We start from the raw sequence: 26071 nt of genomic DNA on the forward strand, positions 1-26071 counted from the left end.
TCAGGCGCGGTCCGTCCCCCCGGCCTCGATCGCGTCGGCGATCGAGGCGAACAGCTTCATCACCCCGTCGGGGCCGTCCACCACGATGTCGGCCTCCACCTCCAGCTCGGCCGACCCGCTGAACACCGTCACGCCGGGCAGGCCCGACGTCCGTACGGCCTCGAACGCCGCGATGTCCCCGAGGTCGTCGCCGGCGAACAGCACCGAGCGCGCGCCGCGCTCGCGCAGGAACGCGCCGAGCGCCATTCCCTTGTCCATCCCCGGCGGGCGAAGCTCCAGCACGAACTTGCCCGGCTCCACCGCCAGCCCGGTCTCGACGGCCAGCTCGGTGATCGGGTCGCGCAGCGCGACGAGCACGCCCTGGGGGTCGTGGGCCCGCCGGGTGTGCACGGCCAGCGCCCGTTCCTTGTCCTCGATCACGACCCCGTCGAACGGCTCGACCAGCCGGGGCAGGTCCGCCCGCGCCCGGTCCAGGCCGGGGTGCGGCGGCGGTGAGGTGACCGTGTCCGCCTCCCAGCGTTCGAAGCCGTAGTGGCCGAGCACGACGACCCCGGGTATCCCGGCCAGGGAGCCGTACTCCACGGCGGTGGCCGCCGGGCGACCGGTGACGACCGCCACGGCGCCGACCAGGCGGCCGAGCCTGGTCAGTACGGCGACGCCGTCCGGATGGATCCTGGCGTCGGCGGGGTCGGGCACGATCGGGGCGAGCGTGCCGTCGAAGTCCACCCCGATCACCGCCCCCGCGGGGTCGGCCGTGATCGCGCGCAGTCCGTCAGGGAAGTCAGTGGTCATGCTCGCTCGCTCCGTCGTCGGCCCGGTCGTCTCGCCGGATCACCGGCTCACCGTCGTCTCACCGGCTCGCCCGGCGTCCGCCGGGGTGCCCGCTCGCAGTGCCGTACCCCTCTATTTGATGATTTATCCGAAATAGGGGTTATCACCGGGGTCGCCGGGCGGCACGCCGGGCGAGGCATCGGGCGGGGCCGCCGGGCCTGCGCGGCGGACGTCCCGGTCGCGGCGGCGCGTCTCGCGGAGCCGGCGCAGGCGCTTGACCAGCATCGGGTCATGGGCCAGCGCCTCCGGACGGTCGACGAGCTCGCCGAGCAACTGGTAGTAGCGGGTGGCCGAGACGCCGAAGGTCTGCCGGATGGCCTGCTCCTTCGCGCCGGGGCGGCGCCACCACCGGCGCTCGAAGGCCAGCAGCTCCCGCTCCCGTTCGGTGAGGGCGCGGGCGTCCGGCTCGCGTCCGGCGCCGGCGTCGTCGCCGGGGATCGGTGCGCCGTCCATCGCCCTCCTCCTCGGTCGGGCACCCGGCGACCACGCCGGGCACGCGCCCGGAAGTCAGGATAGTCCGGAATTTCTGTCTGTTCACGGCGGAGGCCCCGACGTACAGTCACCAGGTGTGACCTCAGTCATCACCATTCTCACTGACTACGGCCTGCAGGACGGCTACGTCGCCTCCTGCCACGGTGTGATCGTCGGCATATCACCGGAGGCGCGGATCATCGACGTGTGCCACCAGGTCCCGACGGGGGATGTGCGGCGCGCGGCGGCGATCCTGGCGCAGACGGTCCCCCACATGCCGCCCGCCGTCCACATCGCCGTGGTGGACCCCGGGGGCGGGGCCCGGCGCGCCGTGGCGATCGAGGCGGGCGACCACGTGTTCCTGGGGCCGGACAACGGGGTGCTGTCATGGGCGGTCCAGGCGAACGGCGGTGCGCGGGCGGCCTACGAGCTCACCAACGAGGAGTTCTTCCACCGGCCCGTCGCACCGACCTTCCACGGCCGCGACGTCTTCGCGCCCGTGGCGGCGTTCCTGACGGTCGGGCGCCGGCCGCCCGAGCTGGGGCCGCCGATCCCGCTCGACCGGCTGGTCTCGCTGCCCGCGCCGACCTCGCGGGTGCGCGAGGGCACGGTGGAGGGCGAGGTGCTGTCGGTGGACGGCCACGGCAACACCCAGCTCTCGGTCACCGGGGGCGACCTGGACACGCTGGGCGCGCGCCCCGGCGGCACGCTGGTGGTCTGGCTGGGCAGGCGGCACGTCACCGTGCCGTTCCGCGAGACGTTCGCCGCCGTCGCGCCGGGCGAGCTGGTCGCCTTCACCGATTCGGCGGGGCTGCTGTCGCTGGCGGTCCACGCCGGCGACGCCTCACAGCGGCTGGGCCTGCCCCCCGGTGCCCACGTGCGCCTGTCGGTCCACCCGTGACCCGAGCGCCCCGCACCGCCCGCCCGTGACCCGCCCGCCCATGAGGGGCGCCGCTCCCCTCCGGCCCGGCGCCGCCCGCGGTCCCCGCGGTCTCCGCCGTCCGTCGCGACGCGCGGGACCGCAACGGGCGTGGCCGTACGGCGCTGCGCGGGTGTTATGCCCGCTTTTGCACCGTTATGGTGCTGCGATCATTGCCGCCGCCTGACCTTCTCGGCACCGCCCGTAGACGTGCCGCTGGATAGTCTCACTCTCGCTACTTCGCGTGGTCACGCGCATACGCGGAGTGTCAAGGCCAATCACTGGCGCGATTTCCTTTCGGGGGGAACACAAATGATTCGTCGTCTTCTCGTCACCTCGGCGTGCGTCGGCCTCGCCGTCCTCGCCCCGGCCGTCGCCGCCTCGGCGTCCACGGCCAAGACGGCCAACTGCTGCGGTGCCGGCGCCTTCATCCCGACCAGCACCGTCACCTACGGCCAGGTCGTCACCCCGGTCGCCATCGCCAGCTCCGCCAACTGCCTCGGCTACAGCGGTGTCGCCCTCGCCGGCGGCAACTGCTTCGGCTACGGCGCCGGCTGCTACGGCGGCGGCTACTACGGCGGCGGCGGCTACTACGGCGGCGGGCTCGTCCCGGGGGGCTACGGCCTCGGCGGCGGCGGCTACCTCGGCGGCGGCAACAACATCAACACCCTCAGCCCCGGCACCGGCGTCGTGGGCAACGGCACGGGCATCGGCGGCCTCATCGGCGTCGGCAACCTGGGCATCGGCGTCCTCTAAGGAGCGATACCGCCGGCCGGTTCCGCGCACTGACGGCGGGCGCCGGCCGGCTTCTCCGAGCACCGAAAAGGGCGGTGCCCCCACACGTCACCGTGCGGGGGCACCGCCCTTCGGCGTCTCCGGCACCCGGCCGGGGCCGGCGGGCCGTACGGCCCCGGGAACCTCACGCGCCCGGCCGGCGGCGCGGCCGGCGCGTCACCGGCCGCCCGCCGTACGAGCCGTATGAGCGGAGATGGCCCCTACACGTGCACCACGTCGTGGGTCTCGGCGAAGTGGCAGGCGCTGGCGTGCCCGGTGCCGGGCCTGATCTGCAGCAGCGGCTCCTGCTGGGCGCAGATGTCCTGTGCCTTCCAGCACCGGGTGCGGAACCGGCAGCCCGACGGCGGGTTGGCCGGGGACGGCGGGTCGCCCTGCAGCACGATCCGCTCGCGCCGCTCACGCCCGTCGGGGTCGGGCACCGGCACCGCCGACAACAGCGCCTGGGTGTACGGGTGCGCGGGCCGGTCGTAGATCTCCACGTCGGTGCCGATCTCCACCATCTTGCCCAGGTACATCACGCCGACCCGGTCGGAGATGTGGCGGACCACCGACAGGTCGTGGGCGATGAAGATGTAGGCGAGGCCGAACTCCCGCTGCAGCCGCTCCAGCAGGTTGACGACCTGCGCCTGGATCGACACGTCGAGCGCGGACACCGGCTCGTCGCAGACGATGATCTCCGGCTGGAGCGCCAGGCCGCGGGCGATGCCGATGCGCTGGCGCTGGCCGCCGGAGAACTGGTGCGGGTAGCGGTTGACGTGCTCGGGGTTGAGCCCCACGACCTCCAGCAGCTCCTGCACCCTGCGGCGGCGGTCGCCCTTGGGCGCGACCTCGGGGTGGATCTCGTACGGCTCGCCGATGATGTCGCCCACGGTCATCCGGGGGTTCAGCGAGGTGTAGGGGTCCTGCATCACCATCTGGATGTTGCGGCGGACCTTCTTGAGCTCGGCCCCCCGGGCGTTCGCGATCTCCCGGCCGTTGATCTTCACCGAGCCGGAGGTCGGCCGCTCCAGCGCCATCAGCACCTTGGCCAGCGTGGACTTGCCGCAGCCGGACTCGCCCACGATGCCGAGCGTCTCGCCGCGGCGCAGGTCGAAGGAGACCCCGTCGACGGCCTTGATCGCGCCGACCTGCTTCTTCAGCAGGATGCCCTGGTGCAGCGGGAAGTGCTTGACCAGGTCGCGGACCTCCAGGATCGGCTCACCTGCGGCTGTCATCGAAGACCTCCCTCCAGTAGTGGCACGCGCTGCCGCGGGTCGGCCCGACCTCGTACAGCGGTGGCGCGTCGGTGACGCAGTCGTCCTGACGGTAGGGGCACCGGGGGTGGAAGGCGCAGCCCTGCGGCATGTCCAGCAGGTTCGGCGGCATGCCCTTGATGGCGTACAGCTCCTGGCCCTTGAGGTCCACCCTGGGAATGGAGTCCAGCAGGCCCTTGGTGTACGGGTGGGCGGGCGACCGGTAGATGTCGTGCACCAGGGCGTTCTCCACGATCCGCCCGCCGTACATGACCGCGATCTTGTCGGCCACGTCCGCCACGACGCCGAGGTCGTGGGTGATGAGGATCAGGCCCATGTTGCTCTCGCGCTGGAGCTCGGCGAGCAGCTCCATGATCTGGGCCTGCACCGTCACGTCGAGCGCCGTGGTGGGCTCGTCGGCGATCAGCACCTCCGGGTCGAGCGCGATCGCCATCGCGATCATGATGCGCTGACGCATGCCGCCGGAGAACTGGTGCGGGTAGTCGTTCACCCGCTGCCGGGCCGCGGGGATGCGGACCCGGTCCATCAGCTCGACGGCCTTCTTCGTGGCGTCGCGGCGGGACATGCCGCGGTGGACCCGGAACATCTCGCTGATCTGCCAGCCCACGGTGAACACCGGGTTCAGCGCGGAGAGCGCGTCCTGGAAGATCATCGAGATGCGCTGGCCGCGGACCTGCGCCCGCTGGTCCTCCGGCAGCCGCAGCAGGTCGGTGCCGCGGAAGCGGATCTCACCGCGGGGGATACGGGCCGGCGGCATGTCGAGGATGCCCATGATGGCCTGCGCGGTCACCGACTTGCCGGACCCGGACTCACCGAGCACGGCGAGGGTCTCGCCGGGGTTCAGCGAGTAGCTGACCCCGTTGACCGCCTTGACGACGCCCTGCCGGGTGGCGAACTCCACGTGCAGGTCGTCGACGGCGAGCAGCGGACCGTCGCCCGGGGCCGTCCGCGCCGGCAGCACCGGCGTCGAGGTCTTCTTCACAGCGGGTCCCCCTTACCGCAGCTTCGGGTCGAGGGCGTCGCGCACGGCGTCGCCCAGCATGATGAAGGCCAGCACGGTCAGGCTCAGGAACAGCGCCGGGAACAGCAGCGGAGCCGGAGCCTCCAGGAACCGCTCCCGGGCGTCGGAGATCATCAGACCCCAGGAGATGTCCGGGGAGCGCAGACCGACGCCGAGGAACGACAGGCCCGCCTCGGCCGCGATGAACGTGCCCAGGTTGATCGTGGAGACCACGATCACCGGCGCGACGGCGTTCGGCAGGATGTGCCGGAACATGATCCTCGGCGCCGAGGCGCCGAGCGCCCGCGCGGCGACGACGTAGTCCTGGCTCTTGGCGGTGATCACCGCGGCGCGCATGATGCGGAACGTCATCGGCCAGGCCAGTACGGCCAGCGCCAGCGTGACGGTCCAGACGTTGCCGGTACGGAAGACCGCGAGGATGAGCAGGGCGCCCAGGATCGACGGGATCGCGAAGAAGATCTCGGTGATCCGGGAGAACAGGGTGTCCACCGCGCCGCCCTTGAACCCGGCGACCAGGCCGAACAGCCCGCCGACGACCGCGGTGACGATCGTGGTGCTCAGGCCGACCACGATCGAGTTGCGGGCGCCGTAGAGGGTGCGCGCGTAGACGTCGCAGCCGAGGTTGTCGGTGCCGAAGAAGTGGGCGCCGCTCATCGGCTGCCTCGCCTTGGCGAGTTCGCAGCTGGCGGCGTTGAGCGGGTCGACCGAGGTGAAGAGCCCGGGGAACACCGCGATGACCAGGATGACCGCGATGAGGACGGCCGAGCCGATGAAGAGGGGGCGGCGGCGCAGGTCGTGCCAGGCGTCGCTCCACAGGCTCGCCGCCTTGGGCGGCTTGGCGGTCCCGCCGCCGTGCTTGCGGCGCCGGGCGGACGGCGCGATCGTGTCACTCATAGCGGATCCTCGGGTCGAGCACGGCGTACAGCAGGTCGACGACCAGGTTCGCCAGGATGTAGACCAGCACCAGCACGGTCACGATCCCGACGACCACGGACTGCTCGCGCAGGTAGACGGAGCTGAACAGCTGCTGGCCGATGCCGGGCAGGTTGAAGATCGTCTCGGTGATCACCGCGCCGCCCATCAGCGCGCCGAGGTCGGCGCCGATGAAGGTGACGAGCGGGATCAGCGCGTTGCGCAGCGCGTGCCGCCCGACGACCCGGCGGCGGGGCAGGCCCTTGGCCACCGCCGTGCGGATGTAGTCGGCGCGCAGGGTCTCGGCCAGGCTGGTCCGGGTGAGCCGGGTGAGGTAGGCGATCGACACCCCGGCGAGCACGAAGCCGGGCAGCAGGTAGCTGCGCCAGCCCTCCGTCACGCCCGCGATGGGGAACAGGTCGACCCCGGCCGTCTTGAGCTTGACGCCCAGCAGCAGCTGGAGCACGAAGCCGGTGACCAGCGTGGGGATGGAGATCAGCACCAGCGTCGAGGCGAGGATCAGCGAGTCCGCGGGCCGGCCGCGGCGCAGCGCCGCGTACAGGCCGAGGCCGATGCCGATGACCGCCTCCAGGACCAGCGCCGTCGCCGCCAGGTTGATGGTCACCTGGAACTTGCCGGCCATGAGGTCCGTCACCGGCACGCCGGCGAAGGTCTTGCCGAAGTCACCGCGGAACAGTCCCGTGAGGTAGTACCAGTACTGCACGATGAACGGGTCGTTCAGGTGGTACTGGTCGCGCAGGATGGCGACGATGTTGGGGTCCATCCGCTTCTCACCCGCCAGCGCCGCGATGGGGTCACCGGGCAGCGCGAAGACGATGGCGTAGATGAGCAGGGTGGCGCCCAGTAGGACGGGTATCGCCTGGATCAGGCGCCTGATGATGTAGCGGCCCATTCAAGCCTCCCTTGTGCCCCGCCGCGGCCCTCCTTCCGGCACCCGGGGGTGGTGGTGCCGGGAAGGGCCGCGGCCGTGAGGCGGTTCGTGCGGCCGGGCTCGGCGCCCGGCCCGCGGGGCGTGGGTCAGGCGACCTTCTCGACCTTGGTCCAGTCGACCTGGTTGAGGAGGTTGATCTTGACGCCCTTGATGTGCTGGGAGAAGGCCGCGTTGGTCCGGTAGAAGTACACCGGGATGTACGGCAGGTCCTTGATCAGGACGTCGTCGGCCTGCTGGTAGTACTTCAGGCCCTCCTCCTGGGTCGGGGCGGCGTCGCCCTTCGCCAACAGCTCGTCGAACTGCTTGTTGGACCAGCCGGCGTAGTTGGAGCCGGTCTTGATCGCGACGGTGGAGAAGACCGGGGTCAGGTAGTTCTCCGCGGACGGGTAGTCGATCGCCCAGCCCATGCGGAACATGCCGGTGTAGCTCTTCTTGTCCAGGTCGTCGAGGATCGAGGCGAACTTCTCGAACGGCTTGACCGTGACCTGCACGCCGAGGTTGGCGCGGAGGTTGTTGGCGACGGCCTCGATCCACTCCTTGTGCGGGCCGTCGGTGTTGTAGCCCAGCTCCAGCGTCTTCGGGCCGCCCGCGGCCGCGTACTGCTCCTTGGCCTTGGCCGGGTCGTAGTTGCAGACGGCGCAGGCGCCCTGGCGGTAGCCGTCCAGCAGCGGGTTGATGAAGTCGTCGGCCGGGGCGCGGGTGCCGGAGAAGACGGTCTCGGCGATCGTCTTGCGGTCGATGGCCATGGAGATGGCCTCGCGCACCTTCACGTTCGAGTAGATCTTGTTGTACTGCAGCGGGAAGCCGATGTAGCCGACGCCGGCGTCGGCCGCGTCGATGTAGCGCTCGCCCAGCTCGGTCTTGGCCCGGGAGATGGCCGACGGGGGCAGCGAGTCGTGGACGTCCAGGTTGCCGGCGACCAGGTCGTTGAACGCGGTCTCCGGGCTCGTGTAGAGCTTGAACTGGAGCTTGTCGAACTTCGGCTTCGCACCCGGGAACTTGTCGTAGCGGGTGAGGTCGATCGTCTGGTCGGTGCCCTTGTTGTAGGGCTTGTCGAGCTTGAAGTAGCCCTGGCCGATCGGCTGCTTGGCGTACGCGTCGGTGATCTTGCCGTCGGGGCCGAAGGCCGCCTTGGGCAGCGGGTAGAACGCGGTGTAGCCGAGCATCGTCTTGAACTGCGAGAACGGCTTGCTGAGGGTCACCTTGAAGGTGGTCTCGTCGACGGCCTTGAGGCCCTTCATCCCCTTGGCGGAGACGGTCTTGCCCTCGCCCGGGTTCAGGTCGGCCCAGCCCTCGACGCGGCTGAAGAAGCCGTTGGCGCCCTGCGCGTTGTCCTGGTCGGCCGCGTAGTTCCAGGCGTCCACGTAGTTCTGGGCGATCAGCTTCTCACCGTTGTGCCAGGTGTAGCCCGGCTTGATCTTGATCGTCCAGACCTTGTTGTCGGTGGTCTTGATCGACTCGGCGACGTCGTTGACGACCTGCTTGTTCTCGTCGTAGTCGACGAGCGGGGCGAAGATCGCGGCCAGGACCTCCGCACCCTCGGACTCGGTGGTGTCGCCGGGGTAGAAGAGCTTCTGCGGCTCACCCAGCTCCATGCGCACGGGCTGGTCGCCGCCGGCGGCCGACCCCCCGCCGGTGGAGGACTCGCTGCCACACGCGGCGAGCCCGAGCGCGAGCAGCGCGGTGCCAGCGATGATCCGTGCGCCGTTAGTAACGCGCATTTTAGGTTTTTCCTCCCTTTACAGGCGGACGCCGCCGATGAACTACCGAAGACCGGGGCACGACGGAAGAGGATCTTGTGGTCCTCAGGTCCCCGTCACCCTGGGCAACGTGCTGACGCCACACCAGTCAGACGCGACTATCCCGTACCGCTCCACACCGAGTCGCCTCTGTGATGTTGCAGTTCGGTCACGCTAGTGCCGGTTCAACGTCATAAGTCTGCCAGCACCGCCCCCACAAGCTCCCATCGAGGCATTAACCAGACATAGAGGCACATGTGGGACGTGAACGACCAGGCTAAAATACCGGCGCACCGGCAGTGCTCGCACCCATTGCCCCTCTGATGACCTTGAGCTGGGCTAACGTTGGGCGGGGCGCGGGGGACCTGACGCCCACCGGCAAACCACGCGAATTGCCGTGGAACCTCTTTCTCGGAGATCCCGTCCAATGTGTGCGGCGGACCCCCGCCGCAGGCACTTCAACCACTCGCATCCAATAGAGTCCTTGCCATGAGCCAGCCGGAATCCGCGATCGCGGACGCCCAGGCGGGCGGCCCGAAGAACGGCACCCCCACCAAGGGGCAGGAGCCGCTGGCCAAGCTCGCCGAGCGTTACGGACTTCGGCGTGCCATCGCACGCCCCAGTCTGCCCGTCTACCTGCGCCAGTTGTGGGAACGACGGCACTTCATCACGACGTACGCCACCGCGCGCAACGTCTCGAAGTACAGCAACTCAGCCCTGGGCCAGCTGTGGCAGGTCCTCACGCCACTGCTCAACGCGGCGATCTACTACGTGATGTTCGGCCTCATCCTGGGGGCCAAGGGCGGCATCGAGAACTACCCGGCGTTCCTCATCACCGGGATGTTCGTCTTCACCTACACCCAGCGCTCGGTGAGCAGCGGCGCCAAGTCGATCTCCGGCAACCTGTCGCTGATCCGCGCCCTGCACTTCCCCCGCGCGGCGCTCCCCCTCGCCTACACCATCCAGGAGTTCCAGCAGCTGCTGATCTCCATGGGCGTGCTGGTCGTGCTCGTGGTCATCACCGGCGAGCTGCCCACGTGGCTCTGGCTCCTCGTCCCGGTCGCCCTGGCGCTGCAGACCATGTTCAACATCGGCGCGAGCCTGGTCCTGGCCCGCGTCGGCGCCTCGGCCCGCGACCTGAACCAGCTGCTGCCCTTCATCATGCGCACCTGGCTGTACGCCTCCGGGGTGTTCTTCTCCATCCAGGACCGGGTCGTGAACGCCGCGCACCTGCCGCAGTGGATCGCCGACGTCATGTACTTCAACCCGGCCGCCGCCTACATGGAGCTCATGCGCGATCTGCTCATGAAAACGCACGAGCTGCGCCCCTATATCTGGCAGGTCTGCGTATTCTGGGCAGTGTTCGCCCTGATCGGTGGCTTCTGGTACTTCTGGCGAGCCGAGGAGAAGTACGGCCGTGGCTGAGTTGACCGAGGAGCTGTCGCACGTGAAGGCCGAGGAGCCCGGCGTCCCCAAGACGGACGTCAGGGTGCACCCTGACCCCGAGCCCGCCGGCAAGGACAAGGAGCGCGTCCCCACGGTCATCGTGGACGACCTGCACATCATCTACCGCGTGTACGGCGCGGCCACCGACAACGAGAAGGGCAACGCCGCCAACGCCCTGATGCGCCTCGTCAAGCGCCAGGGGCGGCCCCAGATGAAGGAGGTGCACGCCGTACGCGGCGTGTCCTTCGTGGCCTACCACGGCGACGCCATCGGCATCGTCGGCCGCAACGGCTCCGGCAAGTCCACGATGCTGCGCGCCATCGCCGGCCTGCTGCCGCCGCACTCCGGCGCCGTCTACACCGACGGCCAGCCGTCCCTGCTCGGCGTCAACGCCGCGCTGATGCGCGAGCTCACCGGCGAGCGCAACATCGTGCTCGGCTGCTACGCCATGGGCATGAACCCCGCGCAGGTCAAGGAGAAGTACGACGACATCGTCGACTTCTCCGGCATCGGGGAGTTCGTACAGTTCCCCATGTCCACCTACTCCTCGGGCATGGGCGCCCGCCTGCGCTTCGCCATCGCCTCGGCAAAGTCCCACGACGTGCTGCTCATCGACGAGGCCCTGGCCACCGGCGACCGCGAGTTCAAGCGCAAGAGCCAGGAGCGCATCAAGCAGATGCGCCAGGAGGCCGGCACGGTCTTCCTCGTCGCCCACAACCTCGACGTGATCGAGGAGACCTGCAACCGGGTCATCTGGCTGCACAAGGGGAAGATCAAGATGGACGGCGACCCGAAGACGGTCCTCGCCGCCTACAACGCCTGACCCGGGCAAGATGGGAAGGTCCGAAAGACCGTCCCACCGGAGGTGAACCTGTGTCCTCACGGCCACCGATCCCCTACGACTTCCTGCCCGAGGTCCCCGCGCTGACCGTCGAGAGCGACGACGTCCGCGACGGCGAGACCATGTCCCAGACCCACGTGTTCGACGACTGGGGCTTCACCGGGGAGAACCTCTCCCCGCACCTGCGCTGGTCCGGCGCCCCCGAGGGCACGCTGAGCTACGCCGTCACCTGCTACGACCCCGACGCCCCCACCGGCAGCGGGTTCTGGCACTGGCTGCTGTTCGACATCCCCGCCGACGTGACGGAGCTGCCGAGGGGCGCCGGGAGCGCCGACGGCGGGTTCGGCACCCACGGCCGCAACGACTACAGCGCCAACGCCTACGGCGGCGCCGCCCCGCCGCCCGGCCTGCCGCACCGCTACGTCTTCGCGGTGCACGCCCTCGACGTGGACAAGCTCGACCTGGGCCCCGACACCCCGCCGGCCGTGATCGGTTTCAACATCACCGCGCACACCCTGGCCCGCGGCTACATCGCGCCGGTCTACGAGAGCTGACCGCCGCCGCGCCGTCCCGCTCGGGACCGCCCCGCCCGGCGCCCGCCGGAGGGCCGCCCGCCCGGGCGCGTCCCGGCGCGCCGGGTCCTCGCACCGCCGCGTCCGGCGCACCGGGCGGGACCGCCGGCGCGTCTCCGGCGCGTCCGCCCCGATCCGCTGACACGACGATCAGCGTTCCGCTATGATTCGAACGTTGGTTCGATCATTGGAAGCCGTCATGGAGTGGGGGAGCGCGTTGCGAGAGCTGTCGACCGCGATCGACCACCTGGCCGTCGAGGACCCATCCGAGATTCCCCGCCTCCAGCTCGCCGAGCAGCTCATCGAGCTGCACTGGCAGATGGCGCGGCTCCAGGCCCAGATCGCCCGCCGCACCGCCGTACGGGCGCCGGGGGCCTGAGCCCGAGCGGGCCCGCGCGGCCCCGGAGCGTTCGGGAGACCCGCACGGGATCCCCGGCCCGGGAAGCGCGGCGCACCTTACGTCCACCCGGAAGGCACGCGAGACCGGACTTCGGCGGCCGGTCGCGGCGCGCGGCACGACGGAGAGGGGGCGGCCGACACATGTCGGCCGCCCCCTCTCCTCGTCACGGTCATCCGGCCCCCGGCGAACGCCGCGGCCGGCGCCCGTCCCGGGTTCCGTCCCCGCGGAATGATCCGCGGGGACGGAACCCGACCGTCCGGCGGCGCCCACGATCGCCCACGCGGGCACCGCCCGGCCGCCGTCAGCGGCCCATGACCACCATCGGCATGCCGCCCATCGGCATCCCGCCCATCTGCGCGCCCATCTGCGCGCCCATGGGCATGCCACCCATCGGCATGCCGCCCATGGGCATCCCGCCCATCGGCATGCCGCCGCCCAGCGGCATCATCATGGGCGGCACGCCCGTCTCGCCGCCGCCGTTGAGACCGAGCGACCCGATCGGCTGGCCGAGCAGGTTGAGGTTGTCGAGCTGCAGGCCGAGGATGCCCAGCAGGTTGTTGTTCCCGCCGATGCCGCTGTCCGTCGCCGCCTGGGCGGGGGCGCACACCGTCGCCGCGACGCCGAACGCCGCGACGGCCACGGCCGTCTTGATGATCTTCTTCATGGTTGCCTTCCCAGCTTCTCTTCGGCCCGCTTCGCTCCCGGACTCTTTTCGGGAAGCGGGCTCTGGACCCTGTGTCGCCGGCGGGCGCGATGTGAAGGGTGCGCGGTGAACGCGCCGGCCGGGAACCGCTCGGCATTTGTATCCCAGGCCCGACGGCGCGAGATCGGCCTTTGGCCAGCTGATTACCCTCCTGGTCCGGGCCGTCCCGTCCCCGGGTGCCCTCTTGACCGACCGCGGCGGATACGGAGTCCTCCACCGTCCCGGCCTTTGGCCTTCCCGCCGAACGGCGCACCTTCCCCGCCGCCCTTCCGGCGCCGAGCCGCACGACCCTCCACGCGCCCCGCCCTCCCCGGCGCTCCGGCCGGCCCGCCGCCCTCCACGCGCTCCCCCCTCCCTGGCGCTCCGGCCGGCCCGGCGGCACTCCTCCGGAAATCACCGGATTCACCTATCGCGATATATCTTGTCCGCGTACAATCGGCGCATGATCTCCCTCGACCCCGCCGCCCGCGTGTCCGGCCTGGCCCCGCACGGGTCCGACCCCGCGCTGCGCGCCTCCGACGCCGACCGCGACCGCGTGGCGAGCGTGCTGAGCGAAGCCCTCGCCTCCGGCAGGCTCACCAGCCTCGAACACGCCGACCGCCTGGAGGCGACCTACAACGCCGTGACCGTGGGCGAGCTCGCCCCGATCATCCGCGACCTGCCCGACACCACCCCGGCCGGCACCGGCGCCGCCCCCGTCCGGCAGGAGATCGGCGCGGTCTTCAGCAAGGTGATCCGCGGCGGGCGCTGGATCGCCGGACGCCACACGGCGCTGAACGCCACCTTCGGCGCCCTGATCGTCGACCTGTCCGACGCCGTGCTCCCCGGCCGGGAGATCACCCTTGAGGTCGACTGCCGCTTCAGCAAAATGATCGTCAGGGTCCCCGAGAACTCCCATGTCATCGACGAGGTCGGCGCGCTGTTCGCCAAACGCAGCATCTCCGGCGGCGCCGGCGCCGCGGACGGGCCCGTCATCAGGGTCGTCGGCAACGTCGCCTTCGGGAAGATCATCATCTCGCGGGAGACCACCGACTGGAACCTTCCCCCCAGGCGCTGAGCCCCGCACCGGTGAGCCCCGGCACCCCGGAGAACCGGGCCCGCGGTCGTCCCGCCTACGATGCGGGCATTCCCTTTCCCGCACGAGGTGACCGCTTGCCTGACACCGACGCCCCAGGCGTCCCGCCCATCGCCCTGGACGCCATGGGCGGCGACCACGCTCCCGACGAGATCGTCGCGGGGGCCGTGCGGGCCGTACGGGAACACGGGGTGCCCGTCCTCCTCGTGGGCGCGCCCCGCCCCCTCCACGAGGCGCTCGCCCGGCACGACGCGCTCACCGAGATCCCCATCGTGCGGGCCGAGGAGGCCCTCGCCATGGACGAGGGCGCCCTGGCGAGCCTGCGCCGCCCGCGCTCCAGCATCGCCGTCGCCTGCCACCTCGTACGGCGGGGCGACGCCTGCGCCGTGGTCTCCGCCGGATCCACCGCCGGGGTGGTCGCCACCGGCAAGCTACGGCTCCGCAGCCAGCCCGGGGTGCTCCGGCCCGCCATCGCGGTCGCCCTGCCGACCCGGCCCGTCCCCACCATCCTGCTGGATGCCGGGGCGAACGCCGAGGTCAAGCCCGAGATGCTGGTGCAGTTCGCCCACCTCGGCGCCGCCTACGCACAGGCCTGCCTGGACATCCCCGACCCCAGGATCGGCCTGCTCACCATCGGCAGCGAACCGGAGAAGGGCAACAAGCTCGTCCGGCGGGCCCACGAACTGCTGGCCGCCGCGCCGGGACTGAACTTCACCGGCAACATCGAGGGACACGACCTGCTCACCGGGGTGGCCGACGTCATCGTCACCGACGGCTTCACCGGCAACGTGGCGCTCAAGACCATGGAGGGCAGCGTCCGCTACGCCTTCTCGGAGCTGGGCGCCACGCTTCGGGAGAGCCACGCGGCCCGGCTGGGCGGTCTGCTGCAGCGCAGGCGCCTCCGGGGCCTCCACCGTCGGCTCGACCCGGAGGTCCACGGCGGGGCCGTACTGCTCGGCCTGAACGGCACCGTGGTCATCGCGCACGGGGCGTCCCGGGCCGGCGGCGTCAGCGCCGCGTGCGTCCTGGCGGCCGAGCTGGCCCGGCGGGGCGTGGTGGCGCGGGTGGGAGAGCGCCTGGCCTCCTCCCGGCCGCACCGCCTCTGGGGACGGCCGTCCCCGCCCGCATCCCCGCCCTCATCACCGGCGGCGCCCCCACCGAACCCCGGCGACGGCCACCCGGGGTGAGACCGCCGCACGAGTGAGACCGCTGGAACCGCGCACCGGACAGATCCCTCACGCGGGTGGAACCACCGCGTCCGGCGAGATCACCGAACGAGGCGACACGAACCCCGCACGACCTCGCCGGCGACCATTTTCAAGATCATGTCATCGGTCGATATGTCGCCGGTTCACCGCAGGCCAACCGATACCCTTGATGCATGACCGACCCGCAGCTCGTGCTCACCGAGCGCGTCCAGCAGGCGCTGGCCGCCGCATTCGGTGCGGAGTACGCCACCGCAGACCCGCTGATCCGTCCCTCGCAGTTCGCCGACTACCAGGCGAACGTCGCGATGAGTCTGAGCAAGCGACTGCGACGGGCCCCGCGCGAGGTCGCCCAGGAGATCGCCGACCGCCTCTCCGGCGCGAGCGGGGAGGGCCGGCCCTTCCCCGGCACCGTCGAGGTCAGCGGCCCCGGCTTCCTGAACATCACCCTCTCCGACGACTGGATCACCGGCCAGGTCGCCGAGCTGCTCACCGACCCGCGGGCCGGCGTTCCCGAGACCGCGTCATCGCAGACCGTCGTGATCGACTACTCCGCGCCCAACGCGGCCAAGGAGATGCACGTCGGCCACCTGCGCACCACCATCGTCGGCGACGCGCTCGTCCGCGTCCACGAGCACCTCGGCAACCGGGTCGTCCGGCAGAACCACCTGGGCGACTGGGGCACCCCGTTCGGCATGCTCATCGAGCACCTGCTCGACATCGGCGAGGACGCCGCCGTGGCGCAGCTGGAGGCCGGCGAGGGCAACGCCTACTACCAGGCCGCCCGCGCGAAGTTCGACAGCGACCCCGAGTTCAACCGGCGCGCCCGCGCCCGCGTGGTCACCCTCCAGGCCGAGGAGCCGGAGACCATGCGCTTGTGGCACATCTTCATGGACGCCACGGTCCGCTACTTCAACAAGGTCTACACCCAGCTCGGAGTGACGCTGACCGACGCCGACATCGCCGGCGAGAGCATGTACAACCCCATGCTGGCCCAGGTCTGCGACGAACTGCAGGAGCACGGCATCGCCGTGATCAGCGAAGGCGCGCTCTGCGTCTTCCCGTCCGGCTTCACCGGCCGCGAGGGCCAGCCGCTCCCGTTCATGATCCGCAAGAGCGACGGCGGGTACGGCTACGCCACCACCGACATGGCGACGATCCGCTACCGCGTCCAGGACCTCAAGGCCGACCGCATCCTCTACGTGATCGGCGCCACCCAGTCCTTGCACATGTCGATGCTGTTCGCCTCCGCCCGGATGGCCGGCTGGCTGCCCGACCACGTCAACGCCGAGCACGTCCAGATCGGCAGCGTGCTGGGCAGCGACGGCAAGATGTTCAAGACCCGCAGCGGCGAGTCCATCAAGCTGCTCGACCTGCTCGCCGAGGCCGAGACCAGGGCCGCCGCGGTGATCGCCGAACGCGACTACGACGAGGCGACCCGCGCGGAGATCGCGCACGCCGTCGGCATGGGCGCGGTCAAGTACGCCGACCTGTCGGTCAGCCACGACAGCGAGTACGTCTTCGACTTCGACCGCATGCTCGCCCTGACCGGCAACACCGGCCCCTACCTGCAGTACGCCACCGCCCGGATCCGCTCCATCTTCCGCAAGGGGGGGATCGACCCGGCGGAGGCGACCGGCCCGATCGTCCTCGGCCACCCGGCCGAGCGCGCCCTCGCCCTCCAGCTCCTCGGGTTCGCCCCGGCCGTGCTGGAGATGGCCGAGGGTTCGGTCCCGCACAAGCTCGCCGCCTACCTCTTCGAGACCGCGAGCACCCTCACCACCTTCTACGAGCACTGCCCCGTGCTCAAGGAGGGTGTCGAGCCGGCCACCCGCGCCTCGCGCCTGGCCCTGCTCGCGCTGACCCTGCGCGTCCTGGTGACCGGCCTGGACCTGCTCGGTATCCCGGTGCCTGAGCGCATGTGAGATCATCGACCGGATGATCGCCTTGATTCGGTAAATCGAGGCGATCATCCGGCAAAGTTGGATTCGGCGCGCCTCCCGACGGGGATGACCGGATCGCACTACGCTGGCGCGGTCAGTCGGTCACGATTTCGGAGAGTTCTCTGCCTTGAGCACGGACCTGACCGCGAGCCCCCGCATCGGAACGGAGTCGCACCGCTACGCCGAGGCGCTCCTGACAAGCCTGACCGCCGGAACCGGCGCCGGCCTCCCGATGCCACCGGAGGCCTCGGACGCGCCCGAGCACTGGCTGAGGCCCGCCGTCCAGGCGCTTGAGATGATCCTGCGGGGCGAGGACGCCCTCGAACCCCTCGGCCGCGCCGCCCAGCTCGACGGCCGGCGGACCGCGCTCTTCCTCTGCCTCGCCCTGGCCGTCGCCGGGCAGGGCGAGCAGATCCACGCCTCCTGGCTCGGCATCGCCTTCGGCGAGCTGTCGCTGAACCAGCCGGTGACCCACGGCCAGCGCGCGCTCTGGCTCGCCGCCGCCCGGGGCGCGTACGGCCCCGCCGGCAAGATCTTCGTGCTCCGCAGGCTCGACGCGGTGGCGATCCCCGCGCACACCGAGCCCGAACGCTGGCTGAGCGCGCTGACCCCGCACGAGCCCGCGATGGTGGTACCGCCCTCGCTGGTCGACTTCCCCGAGCTCGCCGAGCTTCCCGAGCTGGCCGAGCCGGTTGAGGCCGCCGCACAGCTCGCCCACCTCCGCGGCCGCTGCACCGAGATCACCTCCACCCGGCAGAACGGTTCCGGCCGCAAACCGGCCACCCCCGAGGGAAGGTCCGCGGAAGCCGAGGAGAAGCTCCTCGTCGCGCTACGCCACCTGATCGGCGCCGCCGAGCCCGAGACACCGCCCGGCCCGCTCATCGACCATCTCCTCGCCGACCTGCGGCCGGGCTCCGACCTGCACCTCGCGGGCATTGCCCTGCACGTGGCCGCGCCCATCGTGCGGTCCGCCGCGGAGACCCTCGTCACGACCACCCAGGCCGAGCCGCCGGAGTCGGTCACCATGCCGATCCTGGGGCACAGCGTGGTGCTCCGTCCCGAGGGTCCGGACCCCGAGTCGCTGGCCGCGGCCGAGGAGCGGATCTCCGTCGAGGGTGTGCCGGACCGCGGCCGTCCCTGGATGGGTTACGCGCTCCTCGTCTTCGGCGTGGCCGTACTGGCGACGGCGTTCGCCACCTCGGCGACGCTCCCCCTCGCGGGCCTCGCGCTGGCCCTGTTCGCGGCGGGCGGCTACGGGCTCTGGCACCGGCGCAGGCGCGAGCGGGCCGACGCCGAGTACGTCACCGCGCAGCTCTCCGAACTGAGGGAACTGGCGGAGGGCGCCGTGTGGGCGCTGCACGAGTACGCCCGGGAGAACGAGAAGCGCGTCCAGGACGCGGCGGCGGACCTCGCCGAGCTGACCCGCCTGCTCCGCAGGGGCCCCCGCGCCCGCTAGGTTCCGTCCTGCGGGTCGTCCCGCCCTCCGCGGGCGACCGGACGGAGACCCACGGAACCGGAACCCGGGTCATACCGCCTCCCGACACGGACGTGCCCGGAGGCGGCGTGGCATCTCCGGGCACGTTCCAAGATCGAAAGGGTCAGCCGGTGGTGATCTCCACGTCGGCGGGCGCCAGCAGGAAGACCTTCTCGGCGATGCGCTCGATACGACCCTCGCAGCCGTAGGCCAGACCCGCCGCGAAGTCGACCATCCGGGTGGCCTCGGCGGTGCTCATGCAGTTGACGTCCATGATGACCGTCTGACCGTCACGGAAGTGCCGCCCGATGAGCGGCGCGTCGTTGTACTTGCGCGGCGTCAGCATCACGATCTGCGAGGGCTCGCTGGTCGAGTGCCAGCGCCTGGCCGCGCGCTCCGACGCGGACTGCCAGTCCTCACCCTCGCCTTCGACGTCGTCCACGTACTCGTAGGACTCGTCGTAGTCCTCCACACCGCTCAGGCCAAGGTATGTCGCCACCTTGCGCACTGCCCCCATCGGCTCGTCCTTTCCTACAGGACCACGCCGCAGCCGGCTTGTCCCTCCACCTTGGACGGTAACCGACGAATTGAAGTTCGCCGCGCGACACGCCCAGGGCTTATTCCCACTTTGTACGGCTAGCGCACTGGTCCACCCGACCCTCATACCCACTTCTGGGCGGATATTGCATCACGACTAGCATTATGGACATGCGCATCTACACGGTCGATTCATTTACCGACCAGTTTTTCAAGGGTAACCCGGCGGGGGTCTGCCTACTCGACAATCCGGCACCGGACGCCTGGATGCAGGCCCTCGCCGCGGAGATGCGGCACTCCGAGACCGCCTTCCTCCTCGGAGGAGAGGCCGGCGAGCCGTACTCGCTCCGCTGGTTCACCCCGGCGACCGAGGTGGCCCTGTGCGGACACGCGACCTTGGCGACGGCGCCCGTCCTGTATTCCACCGGAACGGCTCCGGAAACCCTGAAGTTCGCCACGAAGAGCGGAATCCTCGCCGTGACCAGGGACGAAACGGGTCTGATCACCATGGACTTTCCCGCCAAGCCCCTGGAGGAGACCGATCCGCGGAGGGCCTGACGGAGGCGCTGGGGGTCACTCCCCGGTGGGCCGGCAGGAACGTCTGGGACTACTCGTGGAGGTGGAGTCCGAGGAGGTACGCGCCGTCTCCCCCGACTTCCCCGCCTGGGGCCGTGGACGCCCGAGGGGTCATCGTGACCGCCCTTCGGCTCGTCCCGGCGTCGACTACGTCTCGCGGTTCTTCGCCCCCAGGGTCGGCGTCCCGGAGGACCGGTCACCGGTTCGGCCCACTGCGCCCTGGCGCCGTACTGGACGGCCAAGCTCGGCTCGGCACCCTCCTCGGGAGCAGCTCTCCGAGGGGGGGACGATACGCACGACCGTGCGGGGGGACCGCGTCGAGCTGTCGGGCCGGGCGGTGACCGTCCTCTCCGGCGAGCTCCACGCCTGAGACCCCGAGCGCGTCATCCGAGACCCCGCCCCGGGGCCCCGAACGCTTCCCGGGGACTTCAGGCGTGCCGACCGGGGCCATGGGCGCTTCCCGGAGCTCCGGGGCGCCGGCGGAGACTCCAGGTCGTGTCGGTCCCGCGGCCCATCGGGAGCCACGACCTCCAGCCGGTTCGCGCCGAACGCGCTCGAACAAAAGCCCGTCTGACGTTTGGACACGAGAATCCCGGCAGATGGAAAAGAACCGCACATACTAAAAAAGCGCCTCACCCGGGCAGTGGAAAAACATGCATGAATCGCAAGAGAACCCCGGAAATGCGGAAAGGGCCGCTCCCCCGGTGAAACCAGGGGGCGGCCCTCTCCAAAAGATTGTCCGGCGGCGACCTACTCTCCCACACCGTCCCCGGTGCAGTACCATCGGCGCTGAAGAGCTTAACTTCCGGGTTCGGAATGTAACCGGGTGTTTCCCCTTCGCCATAACCGCCGTAACACTATGAAACACACAAACACACGCACCGACCCGGAACCGACATCCCGGGGGTGCAGACGGTGCCTGCTGCCTCAGAATCACACAGTGGACGCGAGCAAAACCAGTGATCACGCGCCTGCTCCGGACCCGGCGAAGAGTACAGAGCGCTGCAGAAACCACACGAACGCTTTATGGTCAAGTCCTCGGCCTATTAGTACCGGTCAGCTCCACACATTACTGCGCTTCCACCTCCGGCCTATCAACCCAATCGTCTATTGGGAGCCTTACCCCCTCACGGGGTGGGAGACCTCATCTCAAGGCAAGCTTCCCGCTTAGATGCTTTCAGCGGTTATCCCTCCCGAACGTAGCCAACCAGCCGTGCTCCTGGCGGAACAAATGGCACACCAGAGGTTCGTCCGTCCGGTCCTCTCGTACTAGGACAGCCCCTTTCAAGTCTCCTGCGCGCGCAGCGGATAGGGACCGAACTGTCCTCGCGACGTTCTAAACCCAGCTCGCGTACCGCTTTAATGGGGCGAACAGCCCAACCCTTGGGACCTACTCCAGCCCAGGATGCGACGAGCCGACATCGAGGTGCCAAACCATCCCGTCGATATGGACTCTTGGGGAAGATCAGCCTGTTATCCCCGGGGTACCTTTTAGCCGTTGAGCGACGGCGCTTCCACATGCCACCGCCGGATCACTAGTCCCAGCTTTCGCTCCTGCTCGACCCGCCGGGTCTCACAGTCAAGCTCCCTTGTGCACTTACACTCGACACCTGATTGCCAACCAGGCTGAGGGAACCTTTGGGCGCCTCCGTTACCCTTTAGGAGGCAACCGCCCCAGTTAAACTACCCACCAGACACTGTCCCTGATCCGGATCACGACCCAAGTTAGACGTCCAAAACGACCAGAGTGGTATTTCACCAATGACTCCACCGGAACTAGCGTCCCAGCTTCACCGTCTCCCACCTATCCTACACAAACCGTTCCAAACGCCAATGTCAAGCTGTAGTGAAGGTCCCGGGGTCTTTCCGTCCTGCTGCGCGTAACGAGCATCTTTACTCGTAGTGCAATTTCGCCGGGTCTGCGGTTGAGACAGCGGGGAAGTCGTTACGCCATTCGTGCAGGTCGGAACTTACCCGACAAGGAATTTCGCTACCTTAGGATGGTTATAGTTAACCACCGCCGTTTACTGGCGCTTAAGTTCTCACCTTCGCACACCCGAAGGCATGCTAAGCGGTCCCCTTAACGTTCCAGCACCGGGCAGGCGTCAGTCCGTATACATCGTCTTACGACTTCGCACGGACCTGTGTTTTTAGTAAACAGTCGCCTTCCCCCTGGCCTCTGCGGCCCCCACCAGCTCCGAGTGCAAGACTCATCACCAGCGAAGGCCCCCCTTCTCCCGAAGTTACGGGGGCAATTTGCCGAGTTCCTTAACCGCAGTTCACCCGATCGCCTTGGTATTCTCTACCTGACCACCTGAGTCGGTTTCGGGTACGGGCCGCCATGACACTCACTAGAGGCTTTTCTCGGCAGCATAGGATCACCCACTTCGCCACAATCGGCTCGGCATCACGTCTCAGACCCATGAGAGGCGGATTTGCCTACCCCTCGTCCTACACGCTTACCCCAGGAACAACCATCGCTGGGATGGGCTACCTTCCTGCGTCACCCCATCGCTTACCTACTACCAGATCAGGTCAGGCGTTCACCCTGACGCCCGCTCCGAAGAGCAGACCGGGTTAAGGACCCTTAGTATCACTGGGTTCAGTATGGGCGCATCACAGCGGGTACGGGAATATCAACCCGTTGTCCATCGACTACGCCTGTCGGCCTCGCCTTAGGTCCCGACTTACCCTGGCGGATTAGCCTGGCCCAGGAACCCTTGGTCATCCGGCGCAGAAGTTTCTCACTTCTGATTCGCTACTCATGCCTGCATTCTCACTCGCACGGCCTCCACAACTGGATCACTCCGCTGCTTCGCCGGCCGCACGACGCTCCCCTACCCATCCACACCCCTCGACAAAAGCCAGGGTTAATGCGTGAATGCCACGACTTCGGCGGTGTACTTGAGCCCCGCTACATTGTCGGCGCAGAATCACTTGACCAGTGAGCTATTACGCACTCTTTCAAGGGTGGCTGCTTCTAAGCCAACCTCCTGGTTGTCACTGCGACTCCACATCCTTTCCCACTTAGCACACGCTTAGGGCCTTAGTCGGTGGTCTGGGCTGTTTCCCTCTCGACTACGGAGCTTATCCCCGCAGTCTCACTGCCACGCTCTCACTTACCGGCATTCGGAGTTTGGCTGACGTCAGTAACCTTGTCGGGCCCATCGGCCATCCAGTGCTCTACCTCCGGCAAGAAACACGCGACGCTGCACCTAATGCATTTCGGGGAGAACCAGCTATCACGGAGTTTGATTGGCCTTTCACCCCTAAACACAGGTCAGCCCCCAGGTTTTCACCTGGTGGGTTCGGTCCTCCACGCGGTCTTACCCGCGCTTCAACCTGCCCATGCCTAGATCACTCCGCTTCGGGTCTGCAGCATGCGACTCAAACGCCCTATTCAGACTCGCTTTCGCTACGGCTACCCCACACGGGTTTACCTCGCCACACACCGCAACTCGCAGGCTCATTCTTCAAAAGGCACGCAGTCACATCACGAGCAGGGCGAACCCCGCTCACGCTCCTACGGCTTGTAGGCACACGGTTTCAGGTACTCTTTCACGACCCCTCACCGGGGCACTTTTCACCTTTCCCTCACGGTACTAGTGCACTATCGGTCATCAGGGAGTATTTAGGCTTACCAGGTGGTCCTGCAGATTCACACAGGATTTCTCGGGCCCCGTGCTACTTGGATCCCCTCCAGCAGTCGACAGGATTTCGCCTACCCGGCTCTCACGGTCTCCGGCGCCCCTTCCCAGAAGCTTCGGCTACCCCATCGATTTCTCACTGCTCACAGTCCCGGCAGAGACCTTCAGAAGGTCCCGCAACCCCGAACACGCAACGCCCGCCGGCTTTAACACGCGCCCGGTTTAGCCTCTTTCCGCTTTCGCTCACCACTACTCACGGAATCACTATTTGTTTTCTCTTCCTACGGGTACTGAGATGTTTCACTTCCCCGCGTTACCACCAACCGCCCTATACATTCAGGCGGAGGCAACACCACATGACTGGTGCTAGGTTTCCCCATTCGGACATCCCCGGATCAACGTCTGGTTGGCGACTCCCCGGGGCTTAACGCAGCCTCCCACGTCCTTCATCGGCTCCTGATGCCAAGGCATCCACCGTGTGCCCTAAAAAACTTGGCCACAAAGATGCTCGCGTCCACTATGCAAATCTCAAACAACACGCAGCGACCACCACGACCCCACCACCAGACACCCACCCCCACAGAGATGAGCCGGTATGACAGGCGGACGGTCCCGCAGAGGGAAAACCAAACCGCGAGCCCGCCCGAACAGCGGGCCCGCCTGGTCCGTTTCCTCAGGACCCAACAGTGTGTCCGGACCAGCGAAACCCCTCGCAACCGCCGTTCCCACTCCCCAGAGCGAACCCCGGAGGCGGTACTAGCCGGCCAGCGACTCCGCTGAACCGAATAGCCAGTGCTCCACTAATGAGCGCACCGTGCGCGAGACGTTCGCTCGCGGCCACGGCATGGACCGATCAGCCCCCACCCCAGCGGGTGGCGTGCTGCCGGCCGGTGCTCCTTAGAAAGGAGGTGATCCAGCCGCACCTTCCGGTACGGCTACCTTGTTACGACTTCGTCCCAATCGCCAGCCCCACCTTCGACCGCTCCCCCCCAAAGGGTTGGGCCACGGGCTTCGGGTGTTGCCGACTTTTCGTGACGTGACGGGCGGTGTGTACAAGGCCCGGGAACGTATTCACCGCAGCGTTGCTGATCTGCGATTACTAGCGACTCCGACTTCATGGGGTCGAGTTGCAGACCCCAATCCGAACTGAGACCGGCTTTTAGGGATTCGCTCCACCTTGCGGTATCGCAACCCTCTGTACCGGCCATTGTAGCATGTTTGCAGCCCAAGACATAAGGGGCATGATGACTTGACGTCATCCCCACCTTCCTCCGAGTTGACCCCGGCAGTCCCCCATGAGTCCCCACCACCCCGAAGGGCGTGCTGGCAACATGGAGCAAGGGTTGCGCTCGTTGCGGGACTTAACCCAACATCTCACGACACGAGCTGACGACAGCCATGCACCACCTGTCACCCAGTCCGAAGAGGGCTCTGTCTCCAGAGCTTTCCGGGCGATGTCAAGCCTTGGTAAGGTTCTTCGCGTTGCGTCGAATTAAGCAACATGCTCCGCCGCTTGTGCGGGCCCCCGTCAATTCCTTTGAGTTTTAGCCTTGCGGCCGTACTCCCCAGGCGGGGCGCTTAATGCGTTAGCTACGGCGCGGAAACCGTGGAAGGTCCCCACACCTAGCGCCCAACGTTTACGGCGTGGACTACCAGGGTATCTAATCCTGTTCGCTCCCCACGCTTTCGCTCCTCAGCGTCAGGTAAGGCCCAGAGAACCGCCTTCGCCACCGGTGTTCCTCCTGATATCTGCGCATTTCACCGCTACACCAGGAATTCCGTTCTCCCCTGCCTACCTCTAGCCAGCCCGTATCGAATGCAGACCTGGAGTTAAGCCCCAAGCTTTCACATCCGACGCGACAAGCCACCTACGAGCTCTTTACGCCCAATAATTCCGGACAACGCTTGCGCCCTACGTATTACCGCGGCTGCTGGCACGTAGTTAGCCGGCGCTTCTTCTGCAGGTACACGTCAACTTCGTCCCTGCTGAAAGAGGTTTACAACCCGAAGGCCGTCATCCCCCACGCGGCGTCGCTGCGTCAGGCTTCCGCCCATTGCGCAATATTCCCCACTGCTGCCTCCCGTAGGAGTCTGGGCCGTGTCTCAGTCCCAGTGTGGCCGGTCGCCCTCTCAGGCCGGCTACCCGTCGTCGCCTTGGTAGGCCGTTACCCCACCAACAAGCTGATAGGCCGCGAGTCCATCCCCAACCGAAAAGACTTTCCACACGCATCCCATGCGGAAGCGTGTCGTATCCGGTATTAGACCCAGTTTCCCGGGCTTATCCCAGAGTCAGGGGCAGGTTACTCACGTGTTACTCACCCGTTCGCCGCTCGAGTACCCCGAAGGGCCTTTCCGCTCGACTTGCATGTGTTAAGCACGCCGCCAGCGTTCGTCCTGAGCCAGGATCAAACTCTCCAAACAATGTCTACAGAGTTTCTCCCGGCTGAAAGCATCCCCATCCCCAGCGAAGGAGACGAGGTGCATCAACCAAAGGAATCCGTCCTCCCACCGAGCGGGTGGGACGGGGTTGTGCATCATGCACTGGCTTTTAACACACTGTTGAGTTCTCAAGAAACGGACGCGTTCACCGTCGATCCGGACCCTCAGGGCCGTTTCTTCGGGGCGTTTCGTTCGTTTCGTTGTGCCTTTATTCTTTCAGACCGGCTTTTTCGTGTCAAACCGCTCTTTCGGAGCGACTTTCTTCGATTCCACCGACCCGAAGGGAATTCGGGCGTCCCGTTTCCGGGGCAACCTCAAAC

The 26071-nt window shown here is 68.1% G+C and carries 19 protein-coding genes, 3 rRNA genes and 1 pseudogene; 11 read left to right on the forward strand and 12 right to left on the reverse strand.

Translation table 11 applies throughout. The features are described from left to right. Window positions 1-792 carry a trehalose-phosphatase gene (gene otsB / locus HDA43_RS26525; RefSeq protein WP_179826170.1) on the reverse strand — a complete coding sequence of 264 codons (792 nt, stop codon included), beginning with the start codon at window positions 790-792 and terminating at the stop codon, window positions 1-3. 195 nt (window positions 793-987) lie between these two features. After that, window positions 988-1284, reverse strand: a pseudogene (locus tag HDA43_RS26530) (DUF3263 domain-containing protein); the annotation flags it as partial. A 115-nt stretch (window positions 1285-1399) separates the two neighbouring features. On the opposite strand from HDA43_RS26530, the gene HDA43_RS26535 reads away from it, so the two are divergent. Together HDA43_RS26535 and HDA43_RS26540 are read left to right on the forward strand one after the other, a co-directional pair. Continuing rightward, on the forward strand, window positions 1400-2203 hold the full coding sequence (locus HDA43_RS26535) for an SAM hydrolase/SAM-dependent halogenase family protein (protein WP_179826173.1): 804 nt from the start codon (window positions 1400-1402) through the stop codon (window positions 2201-2203). A 330-nt stretch (window positions 2204-2533) separates the two neighbouring features. After that, window positions 2534-2977, forward strand: coding sequence for a hypothetical protein (locus tag HDA43_RS26540; RefSeq protein WP_179826175.1), 444 nt, complete (start codon window positions 2534-2536; stop codon window positions 2975-2977). A gap of 239 nt (window positions 2978-3216) precedes the next feature. On the opposite strand, the gene HDA43_RS26545 is transcribed toward HDA43_RS26540, so the two are convergent. The 5 genes from HDA43_RS26545 to HDA43_RS26565 all read right to left on the reverse strand — a co-directional run bounded on the left by HDA43_RS26545 (window position 3217) and on the right by HDA43_RS26565 (window position 8875). Continuing rightward, window positions 3217-4230, reverse strand: coding sequence for an ABC transporter ATP-binding protein (locus HDA43_RS26545; protein ID WP_179826177.1), 1014 nt, complete (start codon window positions 4228-4230; stop codon window positions 3217-3219). Continuing rightward, window positions 4214-5251: an ABC transporter ATP-binding protein gene (locus tag HDA43_RS26550; RefSeq protein ID WP_179826179.1), complete on the reverse strand. Its 1038-nt coding sequence runs from the start codon at window positions 5249-5251 to the stop codon at window positions 4214-4216. The genes HDA43_RS26545 and HDA43_RS26550 overlap by 17 nt, the downstream gene beginning before the upstream one ends. 12 nt (window positions 5252-5263) lie before the next feature. Continuing rightward, window positions 5264-6184, reverse strand: a complete 921-nt coding sequence (locus HDA43_RS26555; RefSeq protein ID WP_179826181.1) for an ABC transporter permease — start codon at window positions 6182-6184, stop codon at window positions 5264-5266. After that, complete coding sequence (locus HDA43_RS26560; RefSeq protein WP_179826183.1) at window positions 6177-7115, reverse strand: ABC transporter permease; 939 nt, start codon at window positions 7113-7115, stop codon at window positions 6177-6179. Before HDA43_RS26560 ends, HDA43_RS26555 begins: the two co-directional genes overlap by 8 nt. A gap of 125 nt (window positions 7116-7240) precedes the next feature. Beyond that, a complete protein-coding gene (locus HDA43_RS26565; RefSeq protein WP_179826185.1) occupies window positions 7241-8875 on the reverse strand; it encodes a peptide ABC transporter substrate-binding protein in 1635 nt (544 codons plus the stop codon). Window positions 8876-9382: 507 nt separating this feature from the next. On the opposite strand from HDA43_RS26565, the gene HDA43_RS26570 reads away from it, so the two are divergent. The 4 genes from HDA43_RS26570 to HDA43_RS26585 all read left to right on the forward strand — a co-directional run bounded on the left by HDA43_RS26570 (window position 9383) and on the right by HDA43_RS26585 (window position 12131). Next, window positions 9383-10318: an ABC transporter permease gene (locus HDA43_RS26570; RefSeq protein ID WP_179826187.1), complete on the forward strand. Its 936-nt coding sequence runs from the start codon at window positions 9383-9385 to the stop codon at window positions 10316-10318. Then, window positions 10311-11162 carry an ABC transporter ATP-binding protein gene (locus tag HDA43_RS26575; protein ID WP_179826189.1) on the forward strand — a complete coding sequence of 284 codons (852 nt, stop codon included), beginning with the start codon at window positions 10311-10313 and terminating at the stop codon, window positions 11160-11162. Before HDA43_RS26570 ends, HDA43_RS26575 begins: the two co-directional genes overlap by 8 nt. Before the next feature lie 50 nt (window positions 11163-11212). Continuing rightward, window positions 11213-11734, forward strand: a complete 522-nt coding sequence (locus HDA43_RS26580) for a YbhB/YbcL family Raf kinase inhibitor-like protein (protein ID WP_179826191.1) — start codon at window positions 11213-11215, stop codon at window positions 11732-11734. Between the two features lie 193 nt (window positions 11735-11927). Beyond that, window positions 11928-12131: a hypothetical protein gene (locus HDA43_RS26585; RefSeq protein ID WP_246424517.1), complete on the forward strand. Its 204-nt coding sequence runs from the start codon at window positions 11928-11930 to the stop codon at window positions 12129-12131. A 322-nt stretch (window positions 12132-12453) separates the two neighbouring features. Here the strand turns inward: HDA43_RS26585 and HDA43_RS26590 are convergent, their stop codons facing one another. After that, window positions 12454-12816 (reverse strand): hypothetical protein, encoded by a 363-nt coding sequence (locus HDA43_RS26590; protein WP_179826193.1) that lies wholly within the window; start codon window positions 12814-12816, stop codon window positions 12454-12456. Window positions 12817-13297: 481 nt separating this feature from the next. Here HDA43_RS26590 and HDA43_RS26595 point away from each other — a divergent pair, with 481 nt between their 5' ends. The 4 genes from HDA43_RS26595 (at window position 13298) to HDA43_RS26610 (ending at window position 18534) form a co-directional block, all read left to right on the forward strand. Beyond that, a complete protein-coding gene (locus HDA43_RS26595; RefSeq protein WP_179826195.1) occupies window positions 13298-13912 on the forward strand; it encodes a DUF1707 SHOCT-like domain-containing protein in 615 nt (204 codons plus the stop codon). A 143-nt stretch (window positions 13913-14055) separates the two neighbouring features. Next, window positions 14056-15117 carry a phosphate acyltransferase PlsX gene (gene plsX / locus HDA43_RS26600; protein ID WP_179826547.1) on the forward strand — a complete coding sequence of 354 codons (1062 nt, stop codon included), beginning with the start codon at window positions 14056-14058 and terminating at the stop codon, window positions 15115-15117. A 194-nt stretch (window positions 15118-15311) separates the two neighbouring features. Then, window positions 15312-17060 (forward strand): arginine--tRNA ligase, encoded by a 1749-nt coding sequence (argS, locus tag HDA43_RS26605; RefSeq protein ID WP_179826197.1) that lies wholly within the window; start codon window positions 15312-15314, stop codon window positions 17058-17060. Between the two features lie 145 nt (window positions 17061-17205). Then, on the forward strand, window positions 17206-18534 hold the full coding sequence (locus HDA43_RS26610; RefSeq protein ID WP_246424518.1) for a hypothetical protein: 1329 nt from the start codon (window positions 17206-17208) through the stop codon (window positions 18532-18534). Between the two features lie 142 nt (window positions 18535-18676). Here HDA43_RS26610 and HDA43_RS26615 read toward each other — a convergent pair whose 3' ends face one another. Continuing rightward, complete coding sequence (locus tag HDA43_RS26615; RefSeq protein ID WP_179817696.1) at window positions 18677-19069, reverse strand: cell division protein SepF; 393 nt, start codon at window positions 19067-19069, stop codon at window positions 18677-18679. A gap of 191 nt (window positions 19070-19260) precedes the next feature. Between HDA43_RS26615 and HDA43_RS35400 the strand changes: the two genes are divergently transcribed. Then, window positions 19261-19647 (forward strand): PhzF family protein, encoded by a 387-nt coding sequence (locus tag HDA43_RS35400; RefSeq protein WP_246424519.1) that lies wholly within the window; start codon window positions 19261-19263, stop codon window positions 19645-19647. A 755-nt stretch (window positions 19648-20402) separates the two neighbouring features. Here the strand turns inward: HDA43_RS35400 and rrf are convergent. The 3 genes from rrf to HDA43_RS26635 all read right to left on the reverse strand — a co-directional run bounded on the left by rrf (window position 20403) and on the right by HDA43_RS26635 (window position 25733). Beyond that, window positions 20403-20519 (reverse strand): 5S ribosomal RNA (gene rrf, locus HDA43_RS26625). 172 nt (window positions 20520-20691) lie between these two features. Next, a 23S ribosomal RNA gene (locus HDA43_RS26630) occupies window positions 20692-23810 on the reverse strand. Between the two features lie 403 nt (window positions 23811-24213). Then, window positions 24214-25733 (reverse strand): 16S ribosomal RNA (locus HDA43_RS26635). Together the 16S, 23S and 5S rRNA genes form the textbook arrangement of a ribosomal RNA operon. Window positions 25734-26071: the final 338 nt, after the last annotated feature.

This window comes from Streptosporangium sandarakinum (genome assembly GCF_013409935.1).
Classification (GTDB): domain Bacteria; phylum Actinomycetota; class Actinomycetes; order Streptosporangiales; family Streptosporangiaceae; genus Streptosporangium; species Streptosporangium nondiastaticum.